At 38.9% G+C, this 22,434-nt stretch carries 18 protein-coding genes; 3 read left to right on the top strand and 15 right to left on the bottom strand.

Translation table 11 applies throughout. The annotated features are described in order from the left end of the window. Positions 1-3: 3 nt before the first annotated feature. Positions 4-1,515 carry a Ppx/GppA phosphatase family protein gene (locus tag A3Q33_RS07935; protein WP_231295807.1) on the top strand — a complete coding sequence of 504 codons (1,512 nt, stop codon included), beginning with the start codon at positions 4-6 and terminating at the stop codon, positions 1,513-1,515. A 384-nt stretch (positions 1,516-1,899) separates the two neighbouring features. Here the strand turns inward: A3Q33_RS07935 and hemB are convergent, their stop codons facing one another. From hemB to tatA, 7 genes are all read right to left on the bottom strand, one after another. Next, positions 1,900-2,916: a porphobilinogen synthase gene (gene hemB, locus A3Q33_RS07940; RefSeq protein ID WP_081179482.1), complete on the bottom strand. Its 1,017-nt coding sequence runs from the start codon at positions 2,914-2,916 to the stop codon at positions 1,900-1,902. A 77-nt stretch (positions 2,917-2,993) separates the two neighbouring features. Beyond that, positions 2,994-4,433: a sensor domain-containing diguanylate cyclase gene (locus tag A3Q33_RS20820; protein ID WP_231295808.1), complete on the bottom strand. Its 1,440-nt coding sequence runs from the start codon at positions 4,431-4,433 to the stop codon at positions 2,994-2,996. Then, complete coding sequence (locus tag A3Q33_RS07950; RefSeq protein WP_081179483.1) at positions 4,426-5,220, bottom strand: TatD family hydrolase; 795 nt, start codon at positions 5,218-5,220, stop codon at positions 4,426-4,428. Before A3Q33_RS07950 ends, A3Q33_RS20820 begins: the two co-directional genes overlap by 8 nt. Positions 5,221-5,235: 15 nt before the next feature. After that, positions 5,236-5,781 carry a hypothetical protein gene (locus tag A3Q33_RS07955; RefSeq protein WP_081179484.1) on the bottom strand — a complete coding sequence of 182 codons (546 nt, stop codon included), beginning with the start codon at positions 5,779-5,781 and terminating at the stop codon, positions 5,236-5,238. After that, positions 5,781-6,542 (bottom strand): twin-arginine translocase subunit TatC, encoded by a 762-nt coding sequence (tatC, locus tag A3Q33_RS07960; protein ID WP_081179485.1) that lies wholly within the window; start codon positions 6,540-6,542, stop codon positions 5,781-5,783. The genes A3Q33_RS07955 and tatC overlap by 1 nt, the downstream gene beginning before the upstream one ends. Next, positions 6,539-6,907 carry a Sec-independent protein translocase protein TatB gene (gene tatB / locus A3Q33_RS07965; protein ID WP_081179486.1) on the bottom strand — a complete coding sequence of 123 codons (369 nt, stop codon included), beginning with the start codon at positions 6,905-6,907 and terminating at the stop codon, positions 6,539-6,541. The genes tatC and tatB overlap by 4 nt, the downstream gene beginning before the upstream one ends. Next, positions 6,907-7,155, bottom strand: a complete 249-nt coding sequence (tatA, locus tag A3Q33_RS07970) for a Sec-independent protein translocase subunit TatA (RefSeq protein WP_081179487.1) — start codon at positions 7,153-7,155, stop codon at positions 6,907-6,909. Before tatA ends, tatB begins: the two co-directional genes overlap by 1 nt. A gap of 139 nt (positions 7,156-7,294) precedes the next feature. Here tatA and A3Q33_RS07975 point away from each other — a divergent pair, with 139 nt between their 5' ends. Next, the gene (locus A3Q33_RS07975) at positions 7,295-8,227 is read left to right on the top strand and encodes a hypothetical protein (RefSeq protein WP_081179488.1); all 933 of its coding nucleotides are present in this window, start codon (positions 7,295-7,297) and stop codon (positions 8,225-8,227) included. A gap of 29 nt (positions 8,228-8,256) precedes the next feature. On the opposite strand, the gene A3Q33_RS07980 is transcribed toward A3Q33_RS07975, so the two are convergent. The 6 genes from A3Q33_RS07980 to ftsY all read right to left on the bottom strand — a co-directional run bounded on the left by A3Q33_RS07980 (position 8,257) and on the right by ftsY (position 18,967). Further along, complete coding sequence (locus tag A3Q33_RS07980; RefSeq protein WP_081179489.1) at positions 8,257-10,875, bottom strand: sensor domain-containing diguanylate cyclase; 2,619 nt, start codon at positions 10,873-10,875, stop codon at positions 8,257-8,259. Positions 10,876-11,078: 203 nt separating this feature from the next. After that, complete coding sequence (locus tag A3Q33_RS07985; protein WP_081179490.1) at positions 11,079-13,595, bottom strand: TonB-dependent receptor plug domain-containing protein; 2,517 nt, start codon at positions 13,593-13,595, stop codon at positions 11,079-11,081. Positions 13,596-14,902: 1,307 nt separating this feature from the next. After that, positions 14,903-15,766, bottom strand: a complete 864-nt coding sequence (rpoH, locus tag A3Q33_RS07995) for an RNA polymerase sigma factor RpoH (protein ID WP_081179491.1) — start codon at positions 15,764-15,766, stop codon at positions 14,903-14,905. A gap of 282 nt (positions 15,767-16,048) precedes the next feature. Continuing rightward, positions 16,049-17,023 (bottom strand): permease-like cell division protein FtsX, encoded by a 975-nt coding sequence (gene ftsX / locus A3Q33_RS08000; RefSeq protein ID WP_081179492.1) that lies wholly within the window; start codon positions 17,021-17,023, stop codon positions 16,049-16,051. After that, positions 17,013-17,714 (bottom strand): cell division ATP-binding protein FtsE, encoded by a 702-nt coding sequence (ftsE, locus tag A3Q33_RS08005; protein ID WP_081179493.1) that lies wholly within the window; start codon positions 17,712-17,714, stop codon positions 17,013-17,015. The genes ftsX and ftsE overlap by 11 nt, the downstream gene beginning before the upstream one ends. Positions 17,715-17,722: 8 nt before the next feature. Then, positions 17,723-18,967 (bottom strand): signal recognition particle-docking protein FtsY, encoded by a 1,245-nt coding sequence (ftsY, locus tag A3Q33_RS08010; protein ID WP_081179494.1) that lies wholly within the window; start codon positions 18,965-18,967, stop codon positions 17,723-17,725. A gap of 176 nt (positions 18,968-19,143) precedes the next feature. On the opposite strand from ftsY, the gene rsmD reads away from it, so the two are divergent. Continuing rightward, positions 19,144-19,734 carry a 16S rRNA (guanine(966)-N(2))-methyltransferase RsmD gene (gene rsmD, locus A3Q33_RS08015; protein ID WP_081179495.1) on the top strand — a complete coding sequence of 197 codons (591 nt, stop codon included), beginning with the start codon at positions 19,144-19,146 and terminating at the stop codon, positions 19,732-19,734. Between the two features lie 53 nt (positions 19,735-19,787). Here rsmD and A3Q33_RS08020 read toward each other — a convergent pair whose 3' ends face one another. Continuing rightward, entirely contained in the window at positions 19,788-21,380 is a 1,593-nt protein-coding gene (locus A3Q33_RS08020) for a serine hydrolase (protein WP_081179496.1), read from the bottom strand. A 68-nt stretch (positions 21,381-21,448) separates the two neighbouring features. Then, positions 21,449-22,411 (bottom strand): adenosylmethionine decarboxylase, encoded by a 963-nt coding sequence (locus A3Q33_RS08025; protein ID WP_196798069.1) that lies wholly within the window; start codon positions 22,409-22,411, stop codon positions 21,449-21,451. Positions 22,412-22,434: the final 23 nt, after the last annotated feature.

The raw sequence follows: 22,434 nt of genomic DNA on the forward strand, positions 1-22,434 counted from the left end.
TTCATGACGACCACTTCAATGGAGACTTTATCACCTCTGTATGCCGTGGTCGATTTAGGCTCTAACAGTTTTCATATGTTGATCACTCGACAACTTGCCGATAGCGTGCAAGTTGTTGACAAAGTAAAGCGTAAAGTACGTCTTGCTGCTGGCTTGAGTGAAGAAAACATATTGTCTGAGCAAGCCATGGCAAAAGGCTTAGAATGTTTAAGCTTTTTTGCCGAGCGCTTGCAAGATATCCCCGAACAAAACATTCGAATTGTCGCCACCGCCACTTTAAGACTCGCTAAAAATCGCGCAGATTTTATTGTCAAAGCTGAGGCAGTTCTAAACCATAAAGTAACTTTATTAAGTGGTATTTCTGAAGCTGAGCATATATACCTTGGCGTAGCCCATACCAGTGTTAGTGCCAATAAACGCTTAGTTTTAGATATAGGCGGTGCCAGCACTGAGCTGATCGTTGGTCGAGGCTTTAACGTTAAAAAAGCCCATAGCCTTAACTTAGGTTGCGTCACCTATAATCAACAGTATTTTTCCGACGGCACACTCTCCGATGAAAATTTTTCTCGAGCAATATCTGCGGCTGAGCATGCTATTGCACCAATCAAAACAGATTTTTGTGATATTGGTTGGCAATGCGTACTTGGTGGCTCAGGTACCATGCAAGCCTTAGCCGAAATGTTAATTTATCAGCATAAGCCCAGTGTAATTACGTTAGACTTTCTTTATAAAGTACAAAAGCAGCTGCAAAACTTTGATAATATTAACCGTATAGATTTACCTGGGTTATCCACGGAAAGAAGTCCAGTTATTGCCAGTGGGTTGGCCATTTTAATTGCTTTATTTCAGCAACTTTCTATCAAAGAATTAATACTTTCAAGTGGTGCATTGCGTGAAGGGCTGTTATACGAAATGTTGCCCAATAATCGCACGACTAACATACGCCAACGTACTATCCGCGCTTTAAGCCAACGCTTTCATATTGATCAACAACATGCCGAAAGTGTTAAACGTCAAATTAATACTATATTTAGCCAACTCAAATCATCTTGGGATTTACCTGACGGTAATGCATTAGCGCTATTATTGGCTAGCGGAGATTTGCATGAAATAGGCTTGTTATTGGAATATAAATATCATCAGCAACACAGTGCCTATATTCTTACTCATGCCGATTTAGCCGGTTTTAATCAATCAGATAGGCAATTGTTGGTCAGTTTTGTTTCACTCTATAAGGGTGATATCAATTTATCACTTATTGAACAACAATCAGCTGTAGATGATGCAAGTGCTAAAAAACTATTAATTATCTTGCGCTTAGCAATAAAGTTGTGTCGTCGTCGTAAAGACGATGAATTACCAAACTATCGTATACGGTTAAAAGATAAAGCCTTAAACCTATATTTACCAGAAGCTTGGCTAATGCAACATGCGCTTATTCATGATGAATTAAAACAAGAAAATGACCATATTTCTCGACTAGGTTATAGCTTGCATATTGAATGTGAAAAGTAATAGTTCGACTGAATCACAAGACCTTAAAAAAATCATCTAATACCAAATGTAATAAGTTATTGACCAATTTTAAGCGAGGATAAATTGTTCAAGAATAAGGCGTTTGATTGAGTAATAGCGGGCTATTGGAATTGAAAACAACGCAGTTATTGACGATTTAAACCGCCTTAAAATGCTCGATTATTTATTTCAATTGGTATAACTATTGACTAAATTTGATGCCTTGTATTTATTCATTTGTTTTCATAAAAAAGTAGACACTCAATTAGTTAAATGGGTATAACGGTACTCATTTTTAAAGTGCTTAATATAAAAAGGCCGCGATATTCAACGCGGCCATTAGATGAAGAGATTTTCCAAGTTTCTAAGTACTTATGTTTCTGTTTAAGCGCTTTGCTCTTCTTTTAACCAACGGGCTACCTGCTTAGCAAAGTAGGTTAGAATGCCATCAGCACCTGCTCGTTTAAACGCTAATAAACCTTCCATTACACAAGGTTTTTCGGCTAACCAGCCATTTTGAATTGCCGCCATATGCATAGCATATTCACCACTGACTTGGTAAGCATATGTCGGTACTTGAAAGTTATCTTTTACCCGGCGAACAACATCTAAATATGGCATACCCGGTTTGATCATCACCATGTCCGCACCTTCCTGAATATCTTGTGCGACTTCATGTAATGCTTCATTGCTGTTGGCGGGATCCATTTGATAAGAGAATTTATTGCCGCCTTTAATATTACCTGCTGAACCTACCGCATCACGAAAAGGGCCATAGTAGCTGGAAGCATACTTGGCAGAATAAGCCAGTATTTTGGTATTAACAAGATGATGATGTTCCAGTTCTTTACGTATTGCACCTATACGCCCATCCATCATATCCGAAGGGGCAACGATGTCAGCACCGGCTTGTGCATGTGATAAAGCTTGTTTGACCAAAATATCCTTAGTCACATCATTTAGCACATAACCATTGTCATCAATAATACCATCTTGCCCATGAGTGGTGAATGGATCCAAGGCAACGTCGGTGATCACCCCTAAACTTGGGAATTTTGCCTTTACTGCACGAACTGCACGCTGAGCTAAACCGTCAATGTTATAAGCTTCTTCAGCCAGCAATGACTTTTTATCTGTTGGTGTAACAGGAAAAATGGCAATGGCAGGTACGCCTAATTCAACTAGCTCCTGACATTCTTCTAATAACAAATCGATACTTTTGCGTTCTACTCCAGGCATAGACTCAATAGCTTCGCACTGGTTTTCACCCTCTAAAACAAAAACTGGATAAATTAGGTCATTAACCGTCAGTTGATGTTCTGACATTAAACGTCGTGAAAAGTCATCAGAGCGCATACGACGCATGCGGCGTGCTGGGTATTGTCCAAAGACGTTATTCATACTCATTTCCTATAATAATTTAATGTAAATCATACCAATTGAATTAATGCATGCTTGCTTGCTACTGAAGCGCTAAGTTACGACTTCAACATCTTAATTGGCATTACTTGTACTTGATCTCGACCAGCTTGCTTGGCTTTATAAAGTGCTTTATCAACACATTCAAAAATAATTTCAGGCGTCACATCTTTCTCTTGCTGATATGTTGTAACACCACAACTTACGGTTAATCTAATAATCTTTTCATTATTATAAATGTTTTTCTGTCGGATACTTTGACAGATTTCTTCTGCTAAGGCTAAAGCCCCTTTTTCATCTGTTTCAGGTAAAATTAAGCAAAATTCCTCGCCACCATATCGACAACCAACATCAGAACTACGGCGCAGTAATGACTTAATCATACTAGCGACTTCCACAATACATTTATCACCGACCAAGTGACCAAAACTGTCATTAACGTTTTTGAAATGGTCAATATCAACCAAAATAAGGCTTAATGGTGTTAAGTTACGACGACTCCGTCTAAACTCTGCCAATATTTTTTGATCATAGTAGCGACGATTATAAAGTCCCGATAATTCATCAAGCGTATTTTTTTCTTTCAGCTCTTGATTGACTGCCTCTAATTCTTGTAAGGCAATATTCAGTTCTAACGTTCTTTCTTGTACTCTACTTTCAAGTTGTTCTTGGCTTTCGTCTTGCAAGGCGGACAACTCTTGCTGTGCCAGATTAGAGGCTTGGGCACTCGCTGTCGCCTGCTGTTGAGCAAGCTTTTCATCACGTAAATGGCAATAGTATCTATGTCCCATCAAATAAGTCACCATAATCGCCATAACCCAAAAACTTAACATATCCAGGCAATTAATCGCTTGCGTAGAAAAACTAAGGTAATAAAGTAAATAAGCGATAGTATTGAAGCTTAATTGCACAATAATGATCAACGAGAATATTTTAGATAAGGCTTCGTCGTCTACTTTAATAGTTTTGCTGACATACAGTAACGCAAGCAAGCTCATACTGATGGGTATTTGCGTTAATAGCCAAGTATAGCTGTGGCTAAATACAAAACTTAAGGGCACCGTAAACATCATAATAATTGCTAAGCGCAGCAGTAATTGATAACTGTTTTTTTCACGCTTTTTTAAGGTGAATAATTTAACCGTAAAAATAAAAAACAACATGTTAGACAAGTTGCTCAGTAGCACGCCTTCAGCATTGAGTAGATGAATACTATGAGTAAATAATGCTAGCAGTGAAATTCCACCCGCAACCAAAATACCTAATGATTTTATGGTAAAAAATAAGGCTAAAATTGCCATACTGTAGCTGCGTAAGGCCTTAGCCCAGGCAAAGCACATAAGAGATAAGATCAGACTACTACCAATAAATATATGCTGTAAATGTAATTGTAATATCAAAATGGGTTGTTCGAGCCCAGCTATACCTTCGGCACTAGCCATTGCCGACATTAACAAGGGTATAAAAAGCCAAATACTGGCACTAAATAAGTTACGCATTGCTGACACTTAAATTAAAAACTTTGACACTATTGAGACTAGTTTGTTTGATGATTTCCTGCTCGCTGTAGCCCAACAATTCGGCTAATACAGTGACAATATAAGGTAAATAGCTCGGTTCATTACGGCTACTTTTAGGTTTTGGACGAATGTTTCTTGGTGTTAAATAAGGAGCGTCTGTCTCAATCATCAGCCGATCTAGTGGAATTAACGATACAATATCGCGTAACGACTGACCGCGACGCTCGTCGCAAAGCCAACCCGTAATACCGATATACATATCAGCGGCTAAACATTGCTCTAATTCACTCTGGTTGCCGGTAAAGCAATGTGAAACCATAGCGGGTACAGTCGCTAAGTGAGGTTTTAAAATTTCAAACCAAGGCTCAAATGCATCTCGTTGATGTAAAAACAACGGTAATTGAAGTTGCTCTGCCAATAACACTTGCTGAGTAAAAACAGCTTTCTGGTTTACTTCACTAGAGAAATTTCGATTAAAGTCTAATCCACATTCACCAATCGCTTTAACACAGCTATTTTTCGCCAAGTCGGCTAATTGTGCTGTAAAGTTTGTTGCTGCATTATCAGCGTCATGCGGGTGAATGCCTACAGTACTGTATAAATAATCTGGGTAGTGCTGGCAAAGTGCAATCGCTTGCTTACTTTCTTCAACATTAGTTCCGGTCACTAACATGGCATTAATATTAGTTTGCTTAGCTCGGGCTAAAACCTCTGAACGGTCTTTTTCAAAACGCGTATTGGTTAAGTTAACACCTATATCAATCAAGGAATTATAGACTCATTATTTCAGGCGTTTAACGCGAATTTTTTTACTTGAATTGGGTAAGTTCTTCTTCAAATATACCGCATTCATAAAACCTTTTTTAAGTACGACATCATCACCCACTGTCAGCTTAAGGAATGCACTGTCTGTTTGCTTCCATTGTTGACCATTTTTAAAAGTAAAATTCCATCGACCATAAGGATCTTTACTTAACTTCTCAATCATAAAAACTACTTGAAGATCTTCTTCAGCGACGGGAGGTTTTTTTAAATGCTCAGCACCAAAGTCTGCTGCTTTTAACGCTGCAGGAGCCATCAGGGCTTTAGCTTTAGCCGTTGGTACACTCTTGCTAGGTTTAGTCACTACAGATTCTAGGATTTCAGCTGTGGGCGTTACAACTTTGGGAGTTACAGCTTGTGCAGCTAAGTTGTCAAAACAGATTAAGCGCGCAGAGCTTTCTTGAATATTTGCGCATTCAGCTAAGCTGGTATTTAGCGTTTCTGCTTGTGTAGCAAATGAAAACAAAGTCAAAATGGCTAGCGATATCAGATAATTATTTTTCATTATTGCTCTTCCTTTGGTGCAGTTTCTTCATCATCATTTTCTTTATAATAAAATGAAGCGATAATAATACCTAGCTCAAATAATAACAGCATAGGCACAGCTAACATGGTTTGAGAAATAATATCGGGTGGCGTTAACATCATACCAACAACAAATGCGCCAACCACTATATAAGGTCGCTTAGCACGTAAACTATCAGGGCTTGTCACGCCGGTCCAGCATAGCAATATAATCGCAATAGGTATTTCAAACGCCGCACCGAAGGCAAAAAAGAGCTTTAAAACGAAATCAAGATAACTACTAATGTCAGTTGCAATGGTAACGCCTTCTGGCGCTACAGATGAAAAGAATGCGAAAGCAACCGGAAATACCACATAGTACGCAAATGCAATTCCACCATAAAACAATAACGTACTACCAAACATTAGCGGTGCAATTAAACGTTTTTCATTTTTATACAAACCAGGTGCAATAAACGACCACAGTTGATACAAAATATAGGGCATAGCAATAAATATAGATAAGACAATGGTGAGTTTAAAAGGCGTAAAAAAGGGTGACGCTACATCGGTAGCGATCATTTGTGTCCCTTCAGGCATAACAGCCAAAAGTGGTTGCGCAACATATTGGTAAATATCTTGTGCAAAGTAAATCAACGAACAAAAAACAACTAACACACCTAACACTGCATGTAATAACCGTGTTCTGAGCTCTAATAAATGATCAAATAATGTGTAGTTTTGCTTAGCGGCTGAACTCATTTAATTTGCTTTTCATCTTTATTATCAATTGGCGGTTCAATTTTCTCAGAAGAACTGATTGATTGATCGGCTGTTTGATAAGGGTTATTTACCATTTCGGCTGCTTCTTTAAGCGATTTCACTGAAGCTTCAATTTCTGGCGACAGATCTTTCATGCCTGATTGTTCAGCTTTCTTTAAATTAGCGTGCAACTCTTGAATACGCAGTTCTTCAGTAAGTTCGTTTTTAACGCCCTCACTAAAGCTGCGCATACTGGTTATCCAGCCACGTACAGTACGAATTGCAACGGGCAATCGCTCGGGCCCTAATACGACTAAGCCAATAATAGCGATCAATAGTAGTTCCCAAAAGCCTATATCAAACATTAGACTTTATCTTTTTCTTTTTCAGCCGTATTGCTCTTTTCTGCTGTTTTATCACCTAAACTGTCATTATGAGCTGAATTTTCTTCTGTAGCTTCATCTTTTTTTGCCGGCTCATCAGATACAGCGCCTTTAAAACCTTTGATTGCGGAACCTAAGTCAGTACCTAAATTACGTAATTTCTTAGTCCCAAATAACAACACAACAATCACTGCAATAATTAATAATTGCCAAATACTTATACCGCCCATAAAAAACCCCTATAATTTAATTGATTTCATTATAAAGTTTATAGAAAAAAAATCACCAACTGATATGCTAAATGATGAGGTAAAACAAAATTTGATCAAAATGTATTGTAAAAATCAGTGTTATTGGCATTTTTGCCTAATGTTATTTTACTTTGCATTTGCAAATTCAGCACAAGCCTATACTTCACAAGAAGTAAAAGAGCCTGTTGAACAAAAAGAAGATCACTGGATGCAAGGATTGCATGAAACGGTTTCTGACTCCGTTTATCTATCTGCGCAATGGTTTGATAGTTTTTTTATCGCAAATGAGAGTGAACAACAAAGTCCAAAAACAACCGCAAAAATTAGTTTTGCTTGGTTGCCGAAAAGTCGTGACTGGAGTGAGGTCAAACCGCGCTTTCGTGTGCGAGTTAAATTGCCTCACTTTCAAGATAGAGTCAGTGTGGTATTCTCTGATGAAACAGATGACGAACTTAATAATCTCCCATTAGAATCGGTAAATACTAAGTCTCGGCTTGAAGAAGAAAAGTTTTCTTTAGCACTAAACTATACCCAAGAAAAAAGAGATGACCGCTTAATGAACTATCGCTTGGGTATTTCAGGTGGTGATATTTTTGTTCGAGCAAAACATAAACGTCGTTTCGATATTGGTGCAAAGCAGGGTTTCTTATTTGAGCCGTCATTGTATTATTATCTAGATGAAGGCCTTGGTGCTAAATTATTACTAGAATACGATTATCAATTAAGCAAAAAATCACAATTTCGTGTTAATTATAGTATTCGAGGCTCAGCAGACTTTAGTGGTATTCGTTGGAAACATGGTTTTTATAAGTTACATCAAATCAATGAAACCACAGCATCAGTGCTAAGCTTGCAAGTTGAAGGTGAACGTAATGGTGAACGAGGCTTCGTTGTTGATAAGTATACTTTAGGCTATCGATATCGCTTTAATGCCTTGCGAGATTGGTTGTTTTTTGAAATCGAGCCTTTTTTAGAGTTTCCAGAAGAGGAAAATTACAGCACAACGCCAGGTATTGCCTTACGTATTGAAGGTTTCTTTCACAAAGGCTAGTGTTATTGTTAACGGTCTCAAAAAGTCGCCTAAGCCCGATGCATTGCTACAACATTACTTATGCTCTTAGCTTGGACTATTTTTGCGGGCCGGCTAATATGGTAACCCTGACCAAATTCACAACCGACAGTTTGTAGCTTCTGCAGCATGGCTTCAGACTCAATACCTTCGGCGACTAATCTATAGCCAAATTTTGTCCCCAATTCATGCAAAGCTTTTACCAAAGATAGATTTTTATCATTGTTATTTAAAGTGCGAATAAAACTACGATCGAGTTTAATAAATTCAAACGGGTAGTTATGTAAGAAATTAAAAGACGATAAGCCGACTCCGTAATCATCTAGAGCGAGTTTAACGCCAAATTCTTTCAATTTACGTAAGCCTTTAAGTGCTAACTCAGTATGTCGAGCAAAAGCTGATTCATTAAATTCCAGAATAAGTCGCTCAGGCTCAACTGTGTTAACACTGATCAATCCCATCAATTTAGTTAATTGATTAGCTTGAATTAAATGCCGTCCTGATAGGTTGACGCCTATATAAGCGTTTTCATATTCTTTGGATTTTTTCCAGAGTTTTAATTGTAAACAAACTTCTTCAATTACCCAGGTTTCTATATCCAAAATCATACCGGTTTCTTCTGCCATAAAAAGAAACTCGCTTGGTGTTAATAGCCCTTTAGTTGGATGCTGCCAACGTAAAAGCACTTCAAAGCCTAGGGTTTTAGTGGAGGTTAAATCTGAAATTTTTTGATAGTGTAATTCAAACTGTTTGCTTTTAATGGCTTGTCTTAATTCTTGTTCAAGCGTCATACTAGCAATGATTTTTTCCCGCATACTATCATCAAAGAAAACATATCGCCCGCGTCCTAAACTTTTTGCTTGATACATGGCCGCATCAGCATCGCGCAGTATTTCATTAGCATCTTTATAAGTAATACGACTTTGAGCAATACCAATACTGGCATTTGAATACAAGGTATGACCATCTAGCTCAAAGGGTTGTGCAATAGATGTAATGATACGAGACGCTATTTCTTCAATATCGTCAGGTGACTGTAATGAGTCGAGTAACACGACAAACTCATCTCCACCTAGTCGGGCTAAAATATCATTATCACGAACGCAATCGCGCAGGCGGTGCGATATTTCAATTAAGAATTGATCACCCGCATGATGGCCTAACGTATCATTAATCATTTTAAAACGATCTAAATCAATAAATAATACCGCAAATCTATGGTTAGGATGGCGCTTTAAATGCCGCATAGCGTAAGTTAAACGGTCTGAAAACATAGCTCTATTAGGTAGCTGGGTTAAAGCATCATGATGAGCTTCATGATATAAACGTGCTTCTGCTTTTCGACGTTCTTCAATTTGCATACGTAAATTAAGATTGGTCGCTTGGAGCTCTTGAGTGCGTTTATTTATTATTTTTTCCAGTGCCTCATGGCTTTGTAACGCTTGAAGTTGCACTTTTTGTCGTAAAATCTCGATCGCTATATGATGGCTAACAAAGCGCATAAGTTCGAGATCTTTAGTCTGGTAAGCATTTTCATCTTGGTAATGCTGAATAGCAATAACACCAAAAACTTCACCATGGTCAGTGAGCGGCGCAGCGAGCCAAGCCCGCGGTAATTCATGCTCAGGATAATGTTTAGTAAAGGCGCATTGTGTAACGTCGCCTTGTGCCTCTAACGTGTAAACCATGCTATCGCGTAACAGTATTGGTTTACCGGCTTTTATGGTCATTTCCGATAAGCCGTCGCTAAGCGCATGTGTTTCCGGTTGTGCTAGTTTTTCATCACAATAATATGGAAACTCTAATTCGCTTTTATCATCAGATAACAAGGCAATATAAAAGTTTTCTGCAGGCAGTAATTTAGTTACTTCATGGTGCAGCGCTTGATAAAACTTATCTATTGCTTGGGATTTTGCTGTTAACTCAGAAATATTAAGTAATACTTGATGGGCCTTAACCGCTAGCTGCCTTTCAGCACTTTCACGCTGTAATTGTTGGTTGGCTTCGGTTAATTTAACTGTCCGCTGACTAATCTTAGATTCTAATAACTCTCTATTACGAACACGATCGATTGCCTTCATTAATTGCTCAGCTATTAAGACTAAAATTTCACTGTCACTTTTAGCAAAACTCAGCTTTACATCGAAACTTTGCAAGGCAATAACACCAACAACCTGTTCGCCTCGCTTTAACGGTACGCCCAACCAATCTATACATGCTGGGTCAGATAAAAATATCTCATCGGCTTCAGCAAGCTGCATTATTTTACGGGCCGAATAATGTGCCATTTTTTGGCTGAGTAAGACTATACCGGTTAAACTTTTGCGCCAGTTTGATAAATCAACCGACTGATGACTCGCGACTTCACCCAGGTTTTGGCCATAGGCTAATTGTAATTCGTCAGATGGATTTAATAGTGCGATATGAAAGCTATCAGTTGCAAATAAAGTTTTGATGACGGGTTTTAGGGCACAATAAAACGCATCCATATCGGTAACTGAACTGGCTAATTCTGACAGTTGCAATAAACCCGATTGCATGGTTTTAAGTTGTCGGTACTTTTTCAGTAAAGACTTTAACTTAGGAAGTTGGCGTATCGCTTGACTAGTTTCCGTCGCCCTCGATCCCATTTTGGAATTCCGTTTTTATTATTAGTATTATTTTTATACGACTAGTCTAACAAAATAAATTTGAGAAGCTAGGTCTTAGCCCAACTTATTCAGTCTAATTATGTAAAAAAACTCTATTTGGCAGAAAATATAAATAAAAAAGCGATGACATTGCCATCGCTTTTTGTAGATACCTCAAGCAATTAACTTGAGTTTTAAGTTATTTAAAAGTTATATGAAGCACTAATGAACAAGTTACGTCCTATCACATCATAAATACTTGGCACTGTTCCCATGTCATTACCACCTAACACTTCTTCAGGCTCAGTATCAAAAACGTTTTTCACACCGCCATTAACTACCCATTGATCGTTAACATGGTAAGAGGCAGAAACGTTATGATAAATTACATTGTCAGTAGAGAATTGCTCTCCGTAATATTCACCGTCCATACCACGAATAAATTGAGCACTATAAAGTACGGTTAAATCTTCGGTTACGTAACCGTAAACTGATAAGTTAGACTTAATGTCAGAATAACCACCAATATTGCCATCAATAGTGCCGGTATAATCGGTATCGTCTTGCTCAAATTCGATTAAGAATGTGGTATCAAAAACAACTTTGAACAGGTCATGGCTATAGCTAACGTTCCAATCAACACCTGACGTTTTTTGCGAGCCAATATTAGTTAATTGAGCGCTTAGATTAGATAAATCACCACCAGAAGTAATGTTGACCGCTGTACATGACGCTTGAATACCGCTAAAACAGGCATCTAATTCTTGTTGAACATCTACGCGACTAATCGCATTGGTAATATCAAATGCCCAATAATCTACTGTCGTAGAAAGGTTATCAGCTAACTCCCAGACAACACCAAAAGTAAATGACTCACTTTCTTCAGGCTGTAAGTCTTCATCACTGGTGTAATTAACTTTAATTTGTGCATCTAGCTCATTACCCCACGGATCACTTAAATAGTCGTAAGAACCGCTGTCACCACCATAAAGCTCACTTACACTTGGCGCTCTAAAACCTGTAGCAGCTACTGAGCGAACCATAAATGAGTCATTCACACGATAAGTAGCACCAAGCTTCCACGTTATTTCACCACCAAACGTTGAGTATTGGTCGTAACGTGAAGCAGCTTCAAATGTTAACGCTTCAGTTACAGGTACTGATACTTCACCATAAACTGACTGAACAGAATAGTTACCGTCTGTTGCAAACTGTTGTGCTGCAGTACTCTCACCTTTTTGAGTCACTTCATCAGGGGTGTAATAACCACTTTCATGACGAGTTTCGAAACCAAGGGCATAACCAATATCGCCTTCAGTTACGCCACTATAGCCAGCGGCTAGTGTAAATTGCTCATTGCCGCCTTCATTCTCTTCATTATAGATAATGCCTTCTGACGCTAATGTGCTTTTATCAAAACCTTCACCACTGAACCAAGCGCTTTGGTCTTTGTAGATACTGGCTTCCATATTGCCCGCATGAATTGAGTTCTGAACGCTATCTTTAGAGTCATTTCGACCGTATGTTGCAGAAATATCCCACATAGCGTCATTTTCTAAATAACCTTTTAGGCCAATCGATGCGCGATAAGTATCAGTTTCTTGTGAATAGATGCGTGGACCTGCATCATTCATACGACGACGGTAATTTACTTTGTCACCAATGACAAGATGATCATCTGCGTCAGCTATCTTTGAGTTGATTTCATCATATGCAGCTTGAATGTTGTCAAGATGAATAGTGTTCAACTTATTAGTAACTAAATCTAAATTCGCTGGTTGTGGTGCTAATTGCTGGTTAGATTCTCGGCGTGTATACATAAAATCAACGCTAAGTTCAGTATCTGAATCTATTTCAGTATTATAAGCACTAAAAACGCTTAGTAATTCATTTGGCGTTTGCGCATAGCTATCAACAGTGTAATCGTATGATGTATCTCTAGCCATCAAACCACCTGATGCGTCTGATGGATCTACGACTAAACCACCGATAGAACCTGTTGGAATAAATGAAGATGCACCCGGCTCAACAAAATCACGGTCTGACTGTATAATCTCACCACGATCAGAATACTGTAAGCCTAAAACTAAATTACCGCTAGCAAGCTCTAAACCATGTAAAATACTGAGACCTTTACTGGTACCGTCACCCTTATCGGTTTGGCTACCATCAACGGTTACTTCTGTACCAACAAAGTCTTTTTTAGTAATAATATTGACTACACCAGCAATAGCATCAGAGCCATAAACGGCAGACGCACCGTCTTTAAGAATTTCAATATTTTTGATCATAGCCACAGGAATTGTGTTTAGGTCTACGGCTGAATCAGCACCTGTTCCTGATGACACCATACGGCGACCATTTAATAAGACCAACGTGCGTTGCACGCCCATTCCACGAAGGTTAACTGTTGCTGTGCCGCCTGAACCGTTATTGCTGGTAGCGCCTAAGTTCATGCCTGCAGCAGTAGGTTGTGCAGATAAAATTTCTTCTACTGAACTGTAACCACTTTGTGCAATAAATTCTGATGATATTACTGTTACTGGGCTTGCTGTTTCAACATCAGTACGATTGATGCGTGAACCCGTTACTTCTATCCGTTCAACACTGACTTCTTTCTCTTCAGCAGCACTTACCTGACCAGCAGCAACTAAAGTGCTTGCTGTGCCTACGAATAAAGCAACGCGAATGGCATTACTTAAAAAATTTTCTGAATACATTTAATTCTCCGAACATCAATTATTAACTTTTTTATAAGCTGGCTTTATATCGCCTTATTCCATCTTGCGACAAAAGTTCAGTGAGGTTTGTTATTTAATGTTGGAGAGTTGTTACCTTTACTCTAATGTTGTTAATCTAGGTAAAATCGTTACACTTAATTTACATTTAATCGACTGTTTTATAACCTGTTTTTGATTTTATAACTGCGATTTGATAGGATTTTTTTAGTCAGTAGGTCTATTTTATACGGAGGGAACTGTCAAATATAAGGTATTTTTAAATAATACCCTGTTGATTAATGAACTACATAACGCCGTAGGGGTTACTTTAAGCCGTATAAATGATCAGCTAATGATGTTAAGTAGGCATAAGCTAAAATTGTAAAATTTATCTATCGAGTAGGGTGAGGCATTACTGACTCATCCCTCTCACAGAACCGTACATACGGACCTCGTATACGGCTCCTGCATACTTCACATCACTATAATTTGTGACACAATATTAATGTGAAAGCTAATATCATGCGCTATATGGGGATAATTCAAATCTAACGTGGTGGTAACATTCAATGCAGGTCTTGGCGTTCTAGCTCACTGGCAATCTACCAAAATTATCTACAAATACTTCCCGTATACAAGCATATTCATCAGTTAACACTATTCCTAGCCCACCGAACATACGACTCCTGTTGATCAGACAGCTTGTGTATCCACGAAATAGATAAATCATTCATTACAGTCTTAAAGCATGCTTCCCCCCTTCGCAATCCATTCTAGCTTTTGACTAGAATTGATCCTATCAAACACAATGCTGATAGTCGGCTTGGTTTTATCCTCCACACCATTACTGGCTTTCATCGGCCTAGCCTTACTCACTACTACGGGGTCATCTGCCACCTCACACTCGCAATACTCTTAAGTCGCCTCTTGAATAATACGTCCAACCATTCTTGAAATGAATCATCTTTGATTGGATACAATGCCAGGCTTCCCCTGTTACTGCACTGACTCCCTGATAGAAATCCCACCCTCAAGCACAGCATTGGTCTGACTAAGTATAGGGCTTCGCGCTATTATGGACGCTTACCCACCAATACCGCCGAAACAGGTTACGGTTAGTTGTGTACCTCTATCTTCCTATGGCTTCCTTCAGACCCCACCGTTAGCCAGTGACGCCCTTGCCATTCGGATTATCTTCCCCTTAGTCGGGGTGATAAGGCTTCTTTCAGCCTATCGGGTTTGCCAGCTTCGCTGGGCAAACATAAAAAAACCGGCAGAAGCCGGTTTTAAATAAATTGTTTTGAAAGCTATGCAGCCATTGCGCCTTTTAACTTGGCTAGCGCATTTTTTTCTAGCTGACGAACACGCTCGGCTGATATTTCATACTTATTTGCCAACTCTTGTAAAGTTGTTTTATCGTCATGTAACCAACGAGTACGAATAATATCTTGGCTACGGTCATCTAAACCTACCAAAGCATTACTTAGCCTTTTATTAGCATGTTGCTCCCAATTCGAATCTTCTACTTCAGTAGCAAGATCGGATTGTTTATCTTCTAAATATTGCGCAGGTGAATAAGTACTAGCACTCGCATTATCGTCATCATCAGTTGATAATTCAAATGCTTGGTCTTGGTTACTCATGCGAGATTCCATTTCCAGGACATCTTTAGTCGTAACACCTAGTGTTTCGGCAACATTATTTACTTCTTCATGACTAAACCAACCTAAACGCTTTTTATTTTTACGTAGGTTAAAAAATAATTTGCGTTGTGCTTTAGTCGTCGCAACTTTAACGATGCGCCAATTTTTAAGCACAAATTCATGAATTTCCGCTTTAATCCAGTGTACTGCAAAAGATACTAGACGAACGCCGACTTCTGGGTTGAAGCGCTTAACCGCTTTCATTAAACCGATATTACCTTCCTGAATTAAATCAGCTTGCGGTAAACCATAGCCTGCATAACCTTTAGCAACATGGATAACAAAACGAAGATGCGACATAATTAATTCTTGCGCCGCTTTTAAATCATTTTCAGAATATAAACGAGTTGCTAGCTCTTGCTCTTTTTCAGCTGTCAACATTGGAATACTATACGCTGACTGCACGTATGCCTCAATGCTGCCACTTTTAGGAACAGTTAACGCCATTGATTGCATTGATTCACTCATTTAATAACTCCTCTATCTAATCTAGCTCGTGATAATAGCATATTTACCCAAACCACCTCAACATACACATTTAAGCGATAAATAAAAATAATGCAGAATGGGGGGGACTAATGACCGATCATCACGATTTTAATAAAACAACATTAGCTTAGAAGACAGAGGTAAACAACACTCTCTTTCAATTTTTTTGTCAATAATTTGTTAAACTTTGTCACCGAGATTGAAATTTTCATTAATTACAAGGTGATAGAGCAAAGGCAGCGTTTACATAAACGCTAAGAACTAATCTGCTGTTGGCTCAATGGCACGAATATGTTGCCTTACAGAAATAAAGCTGCCTAATAGACCCAAACCAACTGCCGTCGACTGTAGTATTAATAATTCATTAAATGATAAGCCCATCAAAACGAATTGGCTTTGATAAAGGTCTGTTAACTGACGTAATGCTCCAGAAAGGTAGTTGGCTAAAATAGCGACACAAATACTTGCTACAAAACCACCGAGCACGCCGTACCATACTCCAGCATATAAAAAGGGTCGCTGAATAAAACTGTCTGTTGCCCCCACCAACTTCATCACCGCAATCGCATCTTTTTGATTAAGTATTGCCAGGCGAATGGTGTTACCAATAATTAATACCACAGATAAACACAATAATATCGCTATACCGATCACTACATCTTCAATTAACGCCGCCATTGCTTGTAATCGCGTTAACCATTCCAGATCTAGTTTTCCTTGGTCAACGCCACGTTCTTGCTCTAACTTAAGCAATAATTCACGTGCGGCCTGGGCTTGACTAAAACGCTGGGTAGGCGTGACCAATAAGGTTGCTGGTAACGGGTTTTCATCTAAATATTCTAATGCCTGGCCAAAGCCAGAGTTCACTTTAAATTCGGCTAACGCTTGTTCAGCAGAAATATATACAACATTAGCCACTTCAGGATAAAGTTGAATACGTTGTACGAGATTTTGTGCCGCTTTGTCAGGTGTTGATAGTTGTAAAAACAAGGTAATTTCTGAGGCAGAATCCCACTGTTCGGTAACCGTTTGCGTATTTTTTACAAACAAATGTAAGGTGGCAGGCAAAGTTAAGCTTATACCTAAAACCAGTACGGTCATTACCGACGTAAACGGTGTGCGCCATAAATCACCTAGGCTGCCTATCGCTTGCTGAAGATGTCGAAGTACTCTAGCCGTAAAGCGCCCAGTCCAATTTAACTGTTGCCTATTATTGCGTGTATCATTAGCTGCCATTACGTTCACCCATTGATTGTAAGCCATCAACAATACCATCGGTGATCATATGACCTTGTTTTAAAGTCAATGTGCGATACTTCATACGTGCAATAAGCCCTAAATCGTGGGTAGCAATCAAGACACTAACGCCCATTTCATTAAACTCTTCAAATAAACGAAGAATATCCAATGACAACTTAGGGTCTAAATTACCGGTAGGTTCATCTGCTAATAATATCGGCGGTTTATTAACAATTGCCCGAGCAATACCAACACGTTGCTGTTCACCACCTGAAAGCATATTCGGAAAACACTTTAATTTACTGGTTAAGTGCACTTTATCAAGCGCGGCTTCAACTCGTTTACGGGTTTCTTTATGACTATAGCCTTCAATAATCAGCGGCAGTGCCACATTTTCAAATACGGTTCTGTCCGCTAATAAATTATGATTCTGGAAAATCATCCCTATACCACGACGAACATAAGGTATTTGTGCGTATTTAATGGTAGATAATTCAGTGCCATTAATTTCAATACTGCCTGCACTCGGCTTTTCCATCATACTCATGAGCTTAAGCAAAGTACTCTTACCTGCACCAGAGTGACCCGTTAAAAACGTCATTTCGCCAGGGGCAATAGTAAAACTCACTTTTTTCAGTGCGAGAAAACCTCCTGGATAAGTTTTACTTACGTTATTAAATCGGATCATAACAAATCTTATTTTTCTTTTGCTTCGTGAGTAAACAATGCATCAATAAAGTCATTGCCATTGAATGGTCTTAAATCATCAATGCCTTCACCAACCCCTAGATAGCGAATTGGAATGGCATGCTTATCTGCCACAGCAAAAACAACGCCACCTTTTGCGGTACCATCAAGTTTGGTAAGGGTTAAACCCGTTAAACCAACGGCTTCGTTGAAAAGTTTTGTTTGGCTAAGCGCGTTTTGTCCGGTGCCAGCATCAAGCGTTAACATCACTTCATGAGGCGCATTAACATCCAGCTTTTTCATCACTCGAACCACTTTTTTAAGTTCTTCCATCAAGTGACTTTTATTTTGTAAGCGTCCAGCAGTATCAGCAATTAATACATCAACACCACGTGCTTTTGCAGCACTGATGGCATCAAATATTACCGAAGCACTATCAGCGCCGGTATGTTGGGCAACAACCGGAATATCATTGCGTTCACCCCAAACTTGCAATTGCTCAACGGCCGCTGCACGGAAGGTATCACCCGCCGCCAACATAACTGACTTACCTTCGGCTTGAAATTGCTTAGCTAGTTTACCTATGGTCGTTGTTTTACCCACACCATTAACACCAACCATCAAAATAACAAAAGGACCGTTATCAGATTTAATCACCAGAGGTTGGCTAACGGGTTCTATAATTTTTTTCAGTTCGGCTTTCAACAAGTCATATAAAGCCTCCGCATCTTTTAAATCTCGACGCGACGCAGACTCGGTTAAAGAATCAATAATTTTCGTGGTAGTTTCTACGCCCACATCGGCGAGTAATAAATGTGTTTCGAGTTCTTCAAATAATTCTTCATCAATTTTTTTACCGCTAAATAAACTGATAAGACCGCCGCCTAAATTTTGGCGGGTTTTTGATAGACCTTGCTTTAAGCGCGCAAAAAAACCGACTTTGGGCTCTGGCTCTGGCTCTGGCTCTGGCTCTGGCTCTGGCTCTGGCTCTGGCTCTGGCTCTGGCTCTGCAGGTAATTCTTCAATAACAGCACCATCAAGTGCAACCACTTCTGCCATCGAAGGTGAATTAATTTCCTCGATAACATCTTCTTCTTGATGAGTTGAGTCTGATGTTAATTCCGTTTCAGGATCAGCAGCTTGCTCAACTTCTTCAATTGCGTTATCAACAACATCCTCAACAGCTGAGGCCGCGTCTTCTTGTTGCTTTTTACCCAGACCTAACCAGGAAAACATACCTTTTTTCTTTGACATAAATGTATTTACAATCTTAATGGGATGAATACGTTTACTACTAAAATCATCTGACTAGGATTCGCTCTAAGTAGAACAATTCATTAGATCAAATTGGTATTCATGAGTAAACAAGGATAAAATTGTCGATATAGTATCACCTAACCTGCCGACAAAAAACAAAAGCTGTTTAAGTTATGAGCAAAGTCAAAAAACAATCTGATAAAAATGTGCCAAAAGGCCAAATTCGCATCATCGCAGGTCAATATCGCGGTCGAAAATTACCGGTATTAATGGCCGATGGTTTACGCCCAACAACAGATCGTGTTAAAGAAACAGTCTTCAATTGGCTGATGCCCTATATTCAAGACTCTATTTGCTTAGATTGCTTTGCCGGCTCTGGTGGACTAGGTTTTGAAGCCATGTCGCGCGGTGCGAGTACTGTTACCTTAGTAGAGTTGAATAAATCTGCAGCACAGCAGCTAAAAGACAATAAGACACTCCTCAAAGCAGATAGTATTCAAGTGGTTCAGAAAAATGCCTTAGATTTTTTGCAAAGTAACCAACAAAATTACTCGTTAGTGTTTATTGACCCGCCTTTTAGAAAAGGTTTAGCTCAACAAGCCGCGCAATTATTAAGCGATAAAGGCTTAACTGACGATGCTTTGATCTATGTAGAAATGGAAACTGACCACAATCAACAAATCATGCCAAGCCATTGGCAGTTACTAAAAGAAAAGATTGCCGGACAGGTTGTCTACCGACTTTATCAAAATAGCCCCGTCTAGGAGCTAAAATAATAATGCATTAGAAAGAGGCCGCAGCTTCTTTTATAATCATGCTATTGGGATACAGGCTTGGGTCGTAATGTTAAATCATGAAAATCAAAACTAAAATCTGTCGCCCAAGACACTGCCTTCATGGTGACAAAATTGATACTACCATCAGGGTTTAAATTAAAGTTCACATAAGCATCAGCTTCTAAAGTGCGATCATGCCAGCGGACGATAAAGGTATTGTGTTGATAATGCTCTAATACGCCACGCAACGCAGGGGTGTTAGAAAACTGCATCACTAAATCTTCATTTATGAAGCTAATGGCGACTTCACCATACCAATTATCCACATAATTTTGCGCATAACTTGCTAATGGCAAAGAAGGTGTTGAGTTTTTATCGACTTTGGCCGCCACTTTAGCCAAATGAGATTTTTTCTTGGCGATATTTTTTTCCTGCAATAGCGCATAATGCTCAACCCAATCTTTGGCTGGTAACTCAAGGTATTCGGTCAAAATTTGTTGAGATAACGCATTAAAAGCAAAGCCTGATTGTTGATTGGTTAAAATCACCATGGCTAAGTTTTCTTCTGGCACCATCACCACTTTTGACACCATGCCTAATATGCCGCCGGTATGTCTTACCACTTTTACGCCGTGATAATCTTTAACAAACCAACCTAAAGCGTAGGCATTAAAGTGTGTTTTATCTTGATCAGTCACTTGTTGTGAAACAGGTAACAACGTACGTGCTTGCCACATCTCACGACTTTGTTGTTCGCTAAAAAGTCTTAATGCTTTATTACCATCAACGCCATATTGTCCGCTATTTAGCTGTGTTTTAAGCCATAACGACATATCATTAACGCTTGATGCAACCGAACCCGCAGAGGAAAACTTCTCTAAGAAGTTGCCACCAACAACATGTAACTCACCTTCTAATGGCACATGGGCACGCGCCACGTTTTTATTGCTTGGGGGAATTAAAGAAAATTTAGCATAGGTATTGTTCATGCCTAAAGGATCAAAAATTCGTGCTTGAATCACCGCTTGCCAAGGTTGGCCCGTAAGCTTTGCTATGATCTCACCAGCAATAACATACATGAGATTATCGTAAGCAAACTCACTTCGAAAACTCGACACTTGTGGTAAATGCTTCAAGCCTTTAATCACATCTTTATTGGTGAGTGTGGTTTCTGGCCAGATCATTAAATCGCCAGCACCTAAACCTAAGCCACTGTTATGCGATAGTAAATCGATTATAGTAAATTCTCGTGTTACATAAGCATCGGGCAGTTGAAACTCTGGAATAATATCAATAACTTTGGTTTGCCAGGTCAGCTTGCCTTCATCCACTAAGCCGGCCAGTAGTGCAGAGGTCATGGCTTTAGTATTTGACGCTATGCCAAACAAGGTGTCTGCATTAACTTTTTCTTTACTGCCATGCTTAAGCACCCCAAAGCCTTTGCTTAGTAGCACTTCGTTATCTTTAATAATTGCAACGGCTATGCCGGGCACTTTAAAGGCCGCCATCGCTTTATTGACAGAGATTTCAATGCGTTCAATTTTATGACTTACATTTATCTCTTGTGCACTTACGCAGCTCAGCATTGAAAGGGCTATTACAGCAACATTGAATTTGATATATCCAAACTTCATCTGACTTCCTCTATTCTTTTTTGTTTTTATTAAGGTTGAAGCATCTTGTTTTATAACTACTGAATAACCTAAAGCGCGTGACGCTGCCCTTTAATATCGAGCAACTCAGCGGAGCTGAAAGAGGTTTGCGGTAGAATATAGTTAGCAAAACTCACTAAACTATTATTACTTAAATGTTGTTGAAAAAGTGACTTACTAATGTACGATTTTGGAATGTACTGCTTTGCTAACTCACTAAATTCAAGCTCATTAAAGCTCAATAGATCAATCGACTTGGGCGCTAAAATACGCAAAAACTCTGGCGCTAGCGAAATTAAGTTAATATTGGCTTGAATACTGACATAACTGCTATTCGCTTGCGGCGTAATATGAATAGTTAAATATTGCAGGCCTTTAATAGCATTAATGGAATAACCAAAGGGTTCGAAGACAAAATCATCCAATATAAACCCCGCTAAAAGTCGATCTAATTGTAAAAATGCCCTAATTTCATGAGAATTCAAACCAACCGTGGTAAGTTTTTTAGATGCTTTTTGGCAAATTTGATAAGCGATTAGCTCGTATGTCTTATCTTCTTTGCTCACTTGAAAGCTATTATCTTGATGAAAAATATAATTATGATGACCGTCTAATTCACCAAAGCGAAACGCTTTACCTTCAACATATTTCCCCAACAAGGTAATATCATCGCCAAAACTACTTAACTGAGCATGAGCAAAATATTCATTTTTTCTTTGATAAGTTATCTGCTGGATTTTATTCATACCAAGTTGCTGAATAAAATATTCCACCGAATGTACTAAGCGGGTATTGCCACAGGTCAGTATTAATAAGCGATCATGCCAAACAAATAAACTCGATTCTGACAACAGAAACGCTTTACAGTCATCATTTTTAATCGTCGATAGTATTTTCGCATTGCAACACTGTACAAGGGCTAGCCAAAAGTCATCAGCTAAGTCATCTAATAATGAAACCTGCTTTGCATCGATGATAATTTCAGCTTTTTTTTCTGAGCCTTCAAAAAACAATGAATATATCCTTGTTAAAATAC

Origin of the sequence: Colwellia sp. PAMC 21821 (assembly GCF_002077175.1) — a bacterium.
Classification (GTDB): domain Bacteria; phylum Pseudomonadota; class Gammaproteobacteria; order Enterobacterales; family Alteromonadaceae; genus Cognaticolwellia.

Excerpts from the sequence above, each read along its gene's own strand:
- tatB (WP_081179486.1), bottom strand. The coding sequence starts at position 6,907 with ATGTTTGATATAGGCTTTTGGGAACTACTATTGATCGCTATTATTGGC.
- A3Q33_RS08020 (WP_081179496.1), bottom strand. The coding sequence starts at position 21,380 with ATGAAGTTTGGATATATCAAATTCAATGTTGCTGTAATAGCCCTTTCA.
- rsmD (WP_081179495.1), top strand. The coding sequence starts at position 19,144 with ATGAGCAAAGTCAAAAAACAATCTGATAAAAATGTGCCAAAAGGCCAA.
- A3Q33_RS07975 (WP_081179488.1), top strand. The coding sequence starts at position 7,295 with ATGTTATTTTACTTTGCATTTGCAAATTCAGCACAAGCCTATACTTCA.
- rpoH (WP_081179491.1), bottom strand. The coding sequence starts at position 15,766 with ATGAGTGAATCAATGCAATCAATGGCGTTAACTGTTCCTAAAAGTGGC.
- A3Q33_RS20820 (WP_231295808.1), bottom strand. The coding sequence starts at position 4,433 with ATGCGTAACTTATTTAGTGCCAGTATTTGGCTTTTTATACCCTTGTTA.
- A3Q33_RS07935 (WP_231295807.1), top strand. The coding sequence starts at position 4 with ATGACGACCACTTCAATGGAGACTTTATCACCTCTGTATGCCGTGGTC.
- hemB (WP_081179482.1), bottom strand. The coding sequence starts at position 2,916 with ATGAATAACGTCTTTGGACAATACCCAGCACGCCGCATGCGTCGTATG.
- A3Q33_RS07955 (WP_081179484.1), bottom strand. The coding sequence starts at position 5,781 with ATGAAAAATAATTATCTGATATCGCTAGCCATTTTGACTTTGTTTTCA.
- ftsY (WP_081179494.1), bottom strand. The coding sequence starts at position 18,967 with ATGTCAAAGAAAAAAGGTATGTTTTCCTGGTTAGGTCTGGGTAAAAAG.
- A3Q33_RS07985 (WP_081179490.1), bottom strand. The coding sequence starts at position 13,595 with ATGTATTCAGAAAATTTTTTAAGTAATGCCATTCGCGTTGCTTTATTC.
- tatA (WP_081179487.1), bottom strand. The coding sequence starts at position 7,155 with ATGGGCGGTATAAGTATTTGGCAATTATTAATTATTGCAGTGATTGTT.
- tatC (WP_081179485.1), bottom strand. The coding sequence starts at position 6,542 with ATGAGTTCAGCCGCTAAGCAAAACTACACATTATTTGATCATTTATTA.
- ftsE (WP_081179493.1), bottom strand. The coding sequence starts at position 17,714 with ATGATCCGATTTAATAACGTAAGTAAAACTTATCCAGGAGGTTTTCTC.
- ftsX (WP_081179492.1), bottom strand. The coding sequence starts at position 17,023 with ATGGCAGCTAATGATACACGCAATAATAGGCAACAGTTAAATTGGACT.
- A3Q33_RS07980 (WP_081179489.1), bottom strand. The coding sequence starts at position 10,875 with ATGGGATCGAGGGCGACGGAAACTAGTCAAGCGATACGCCAACTTCCT.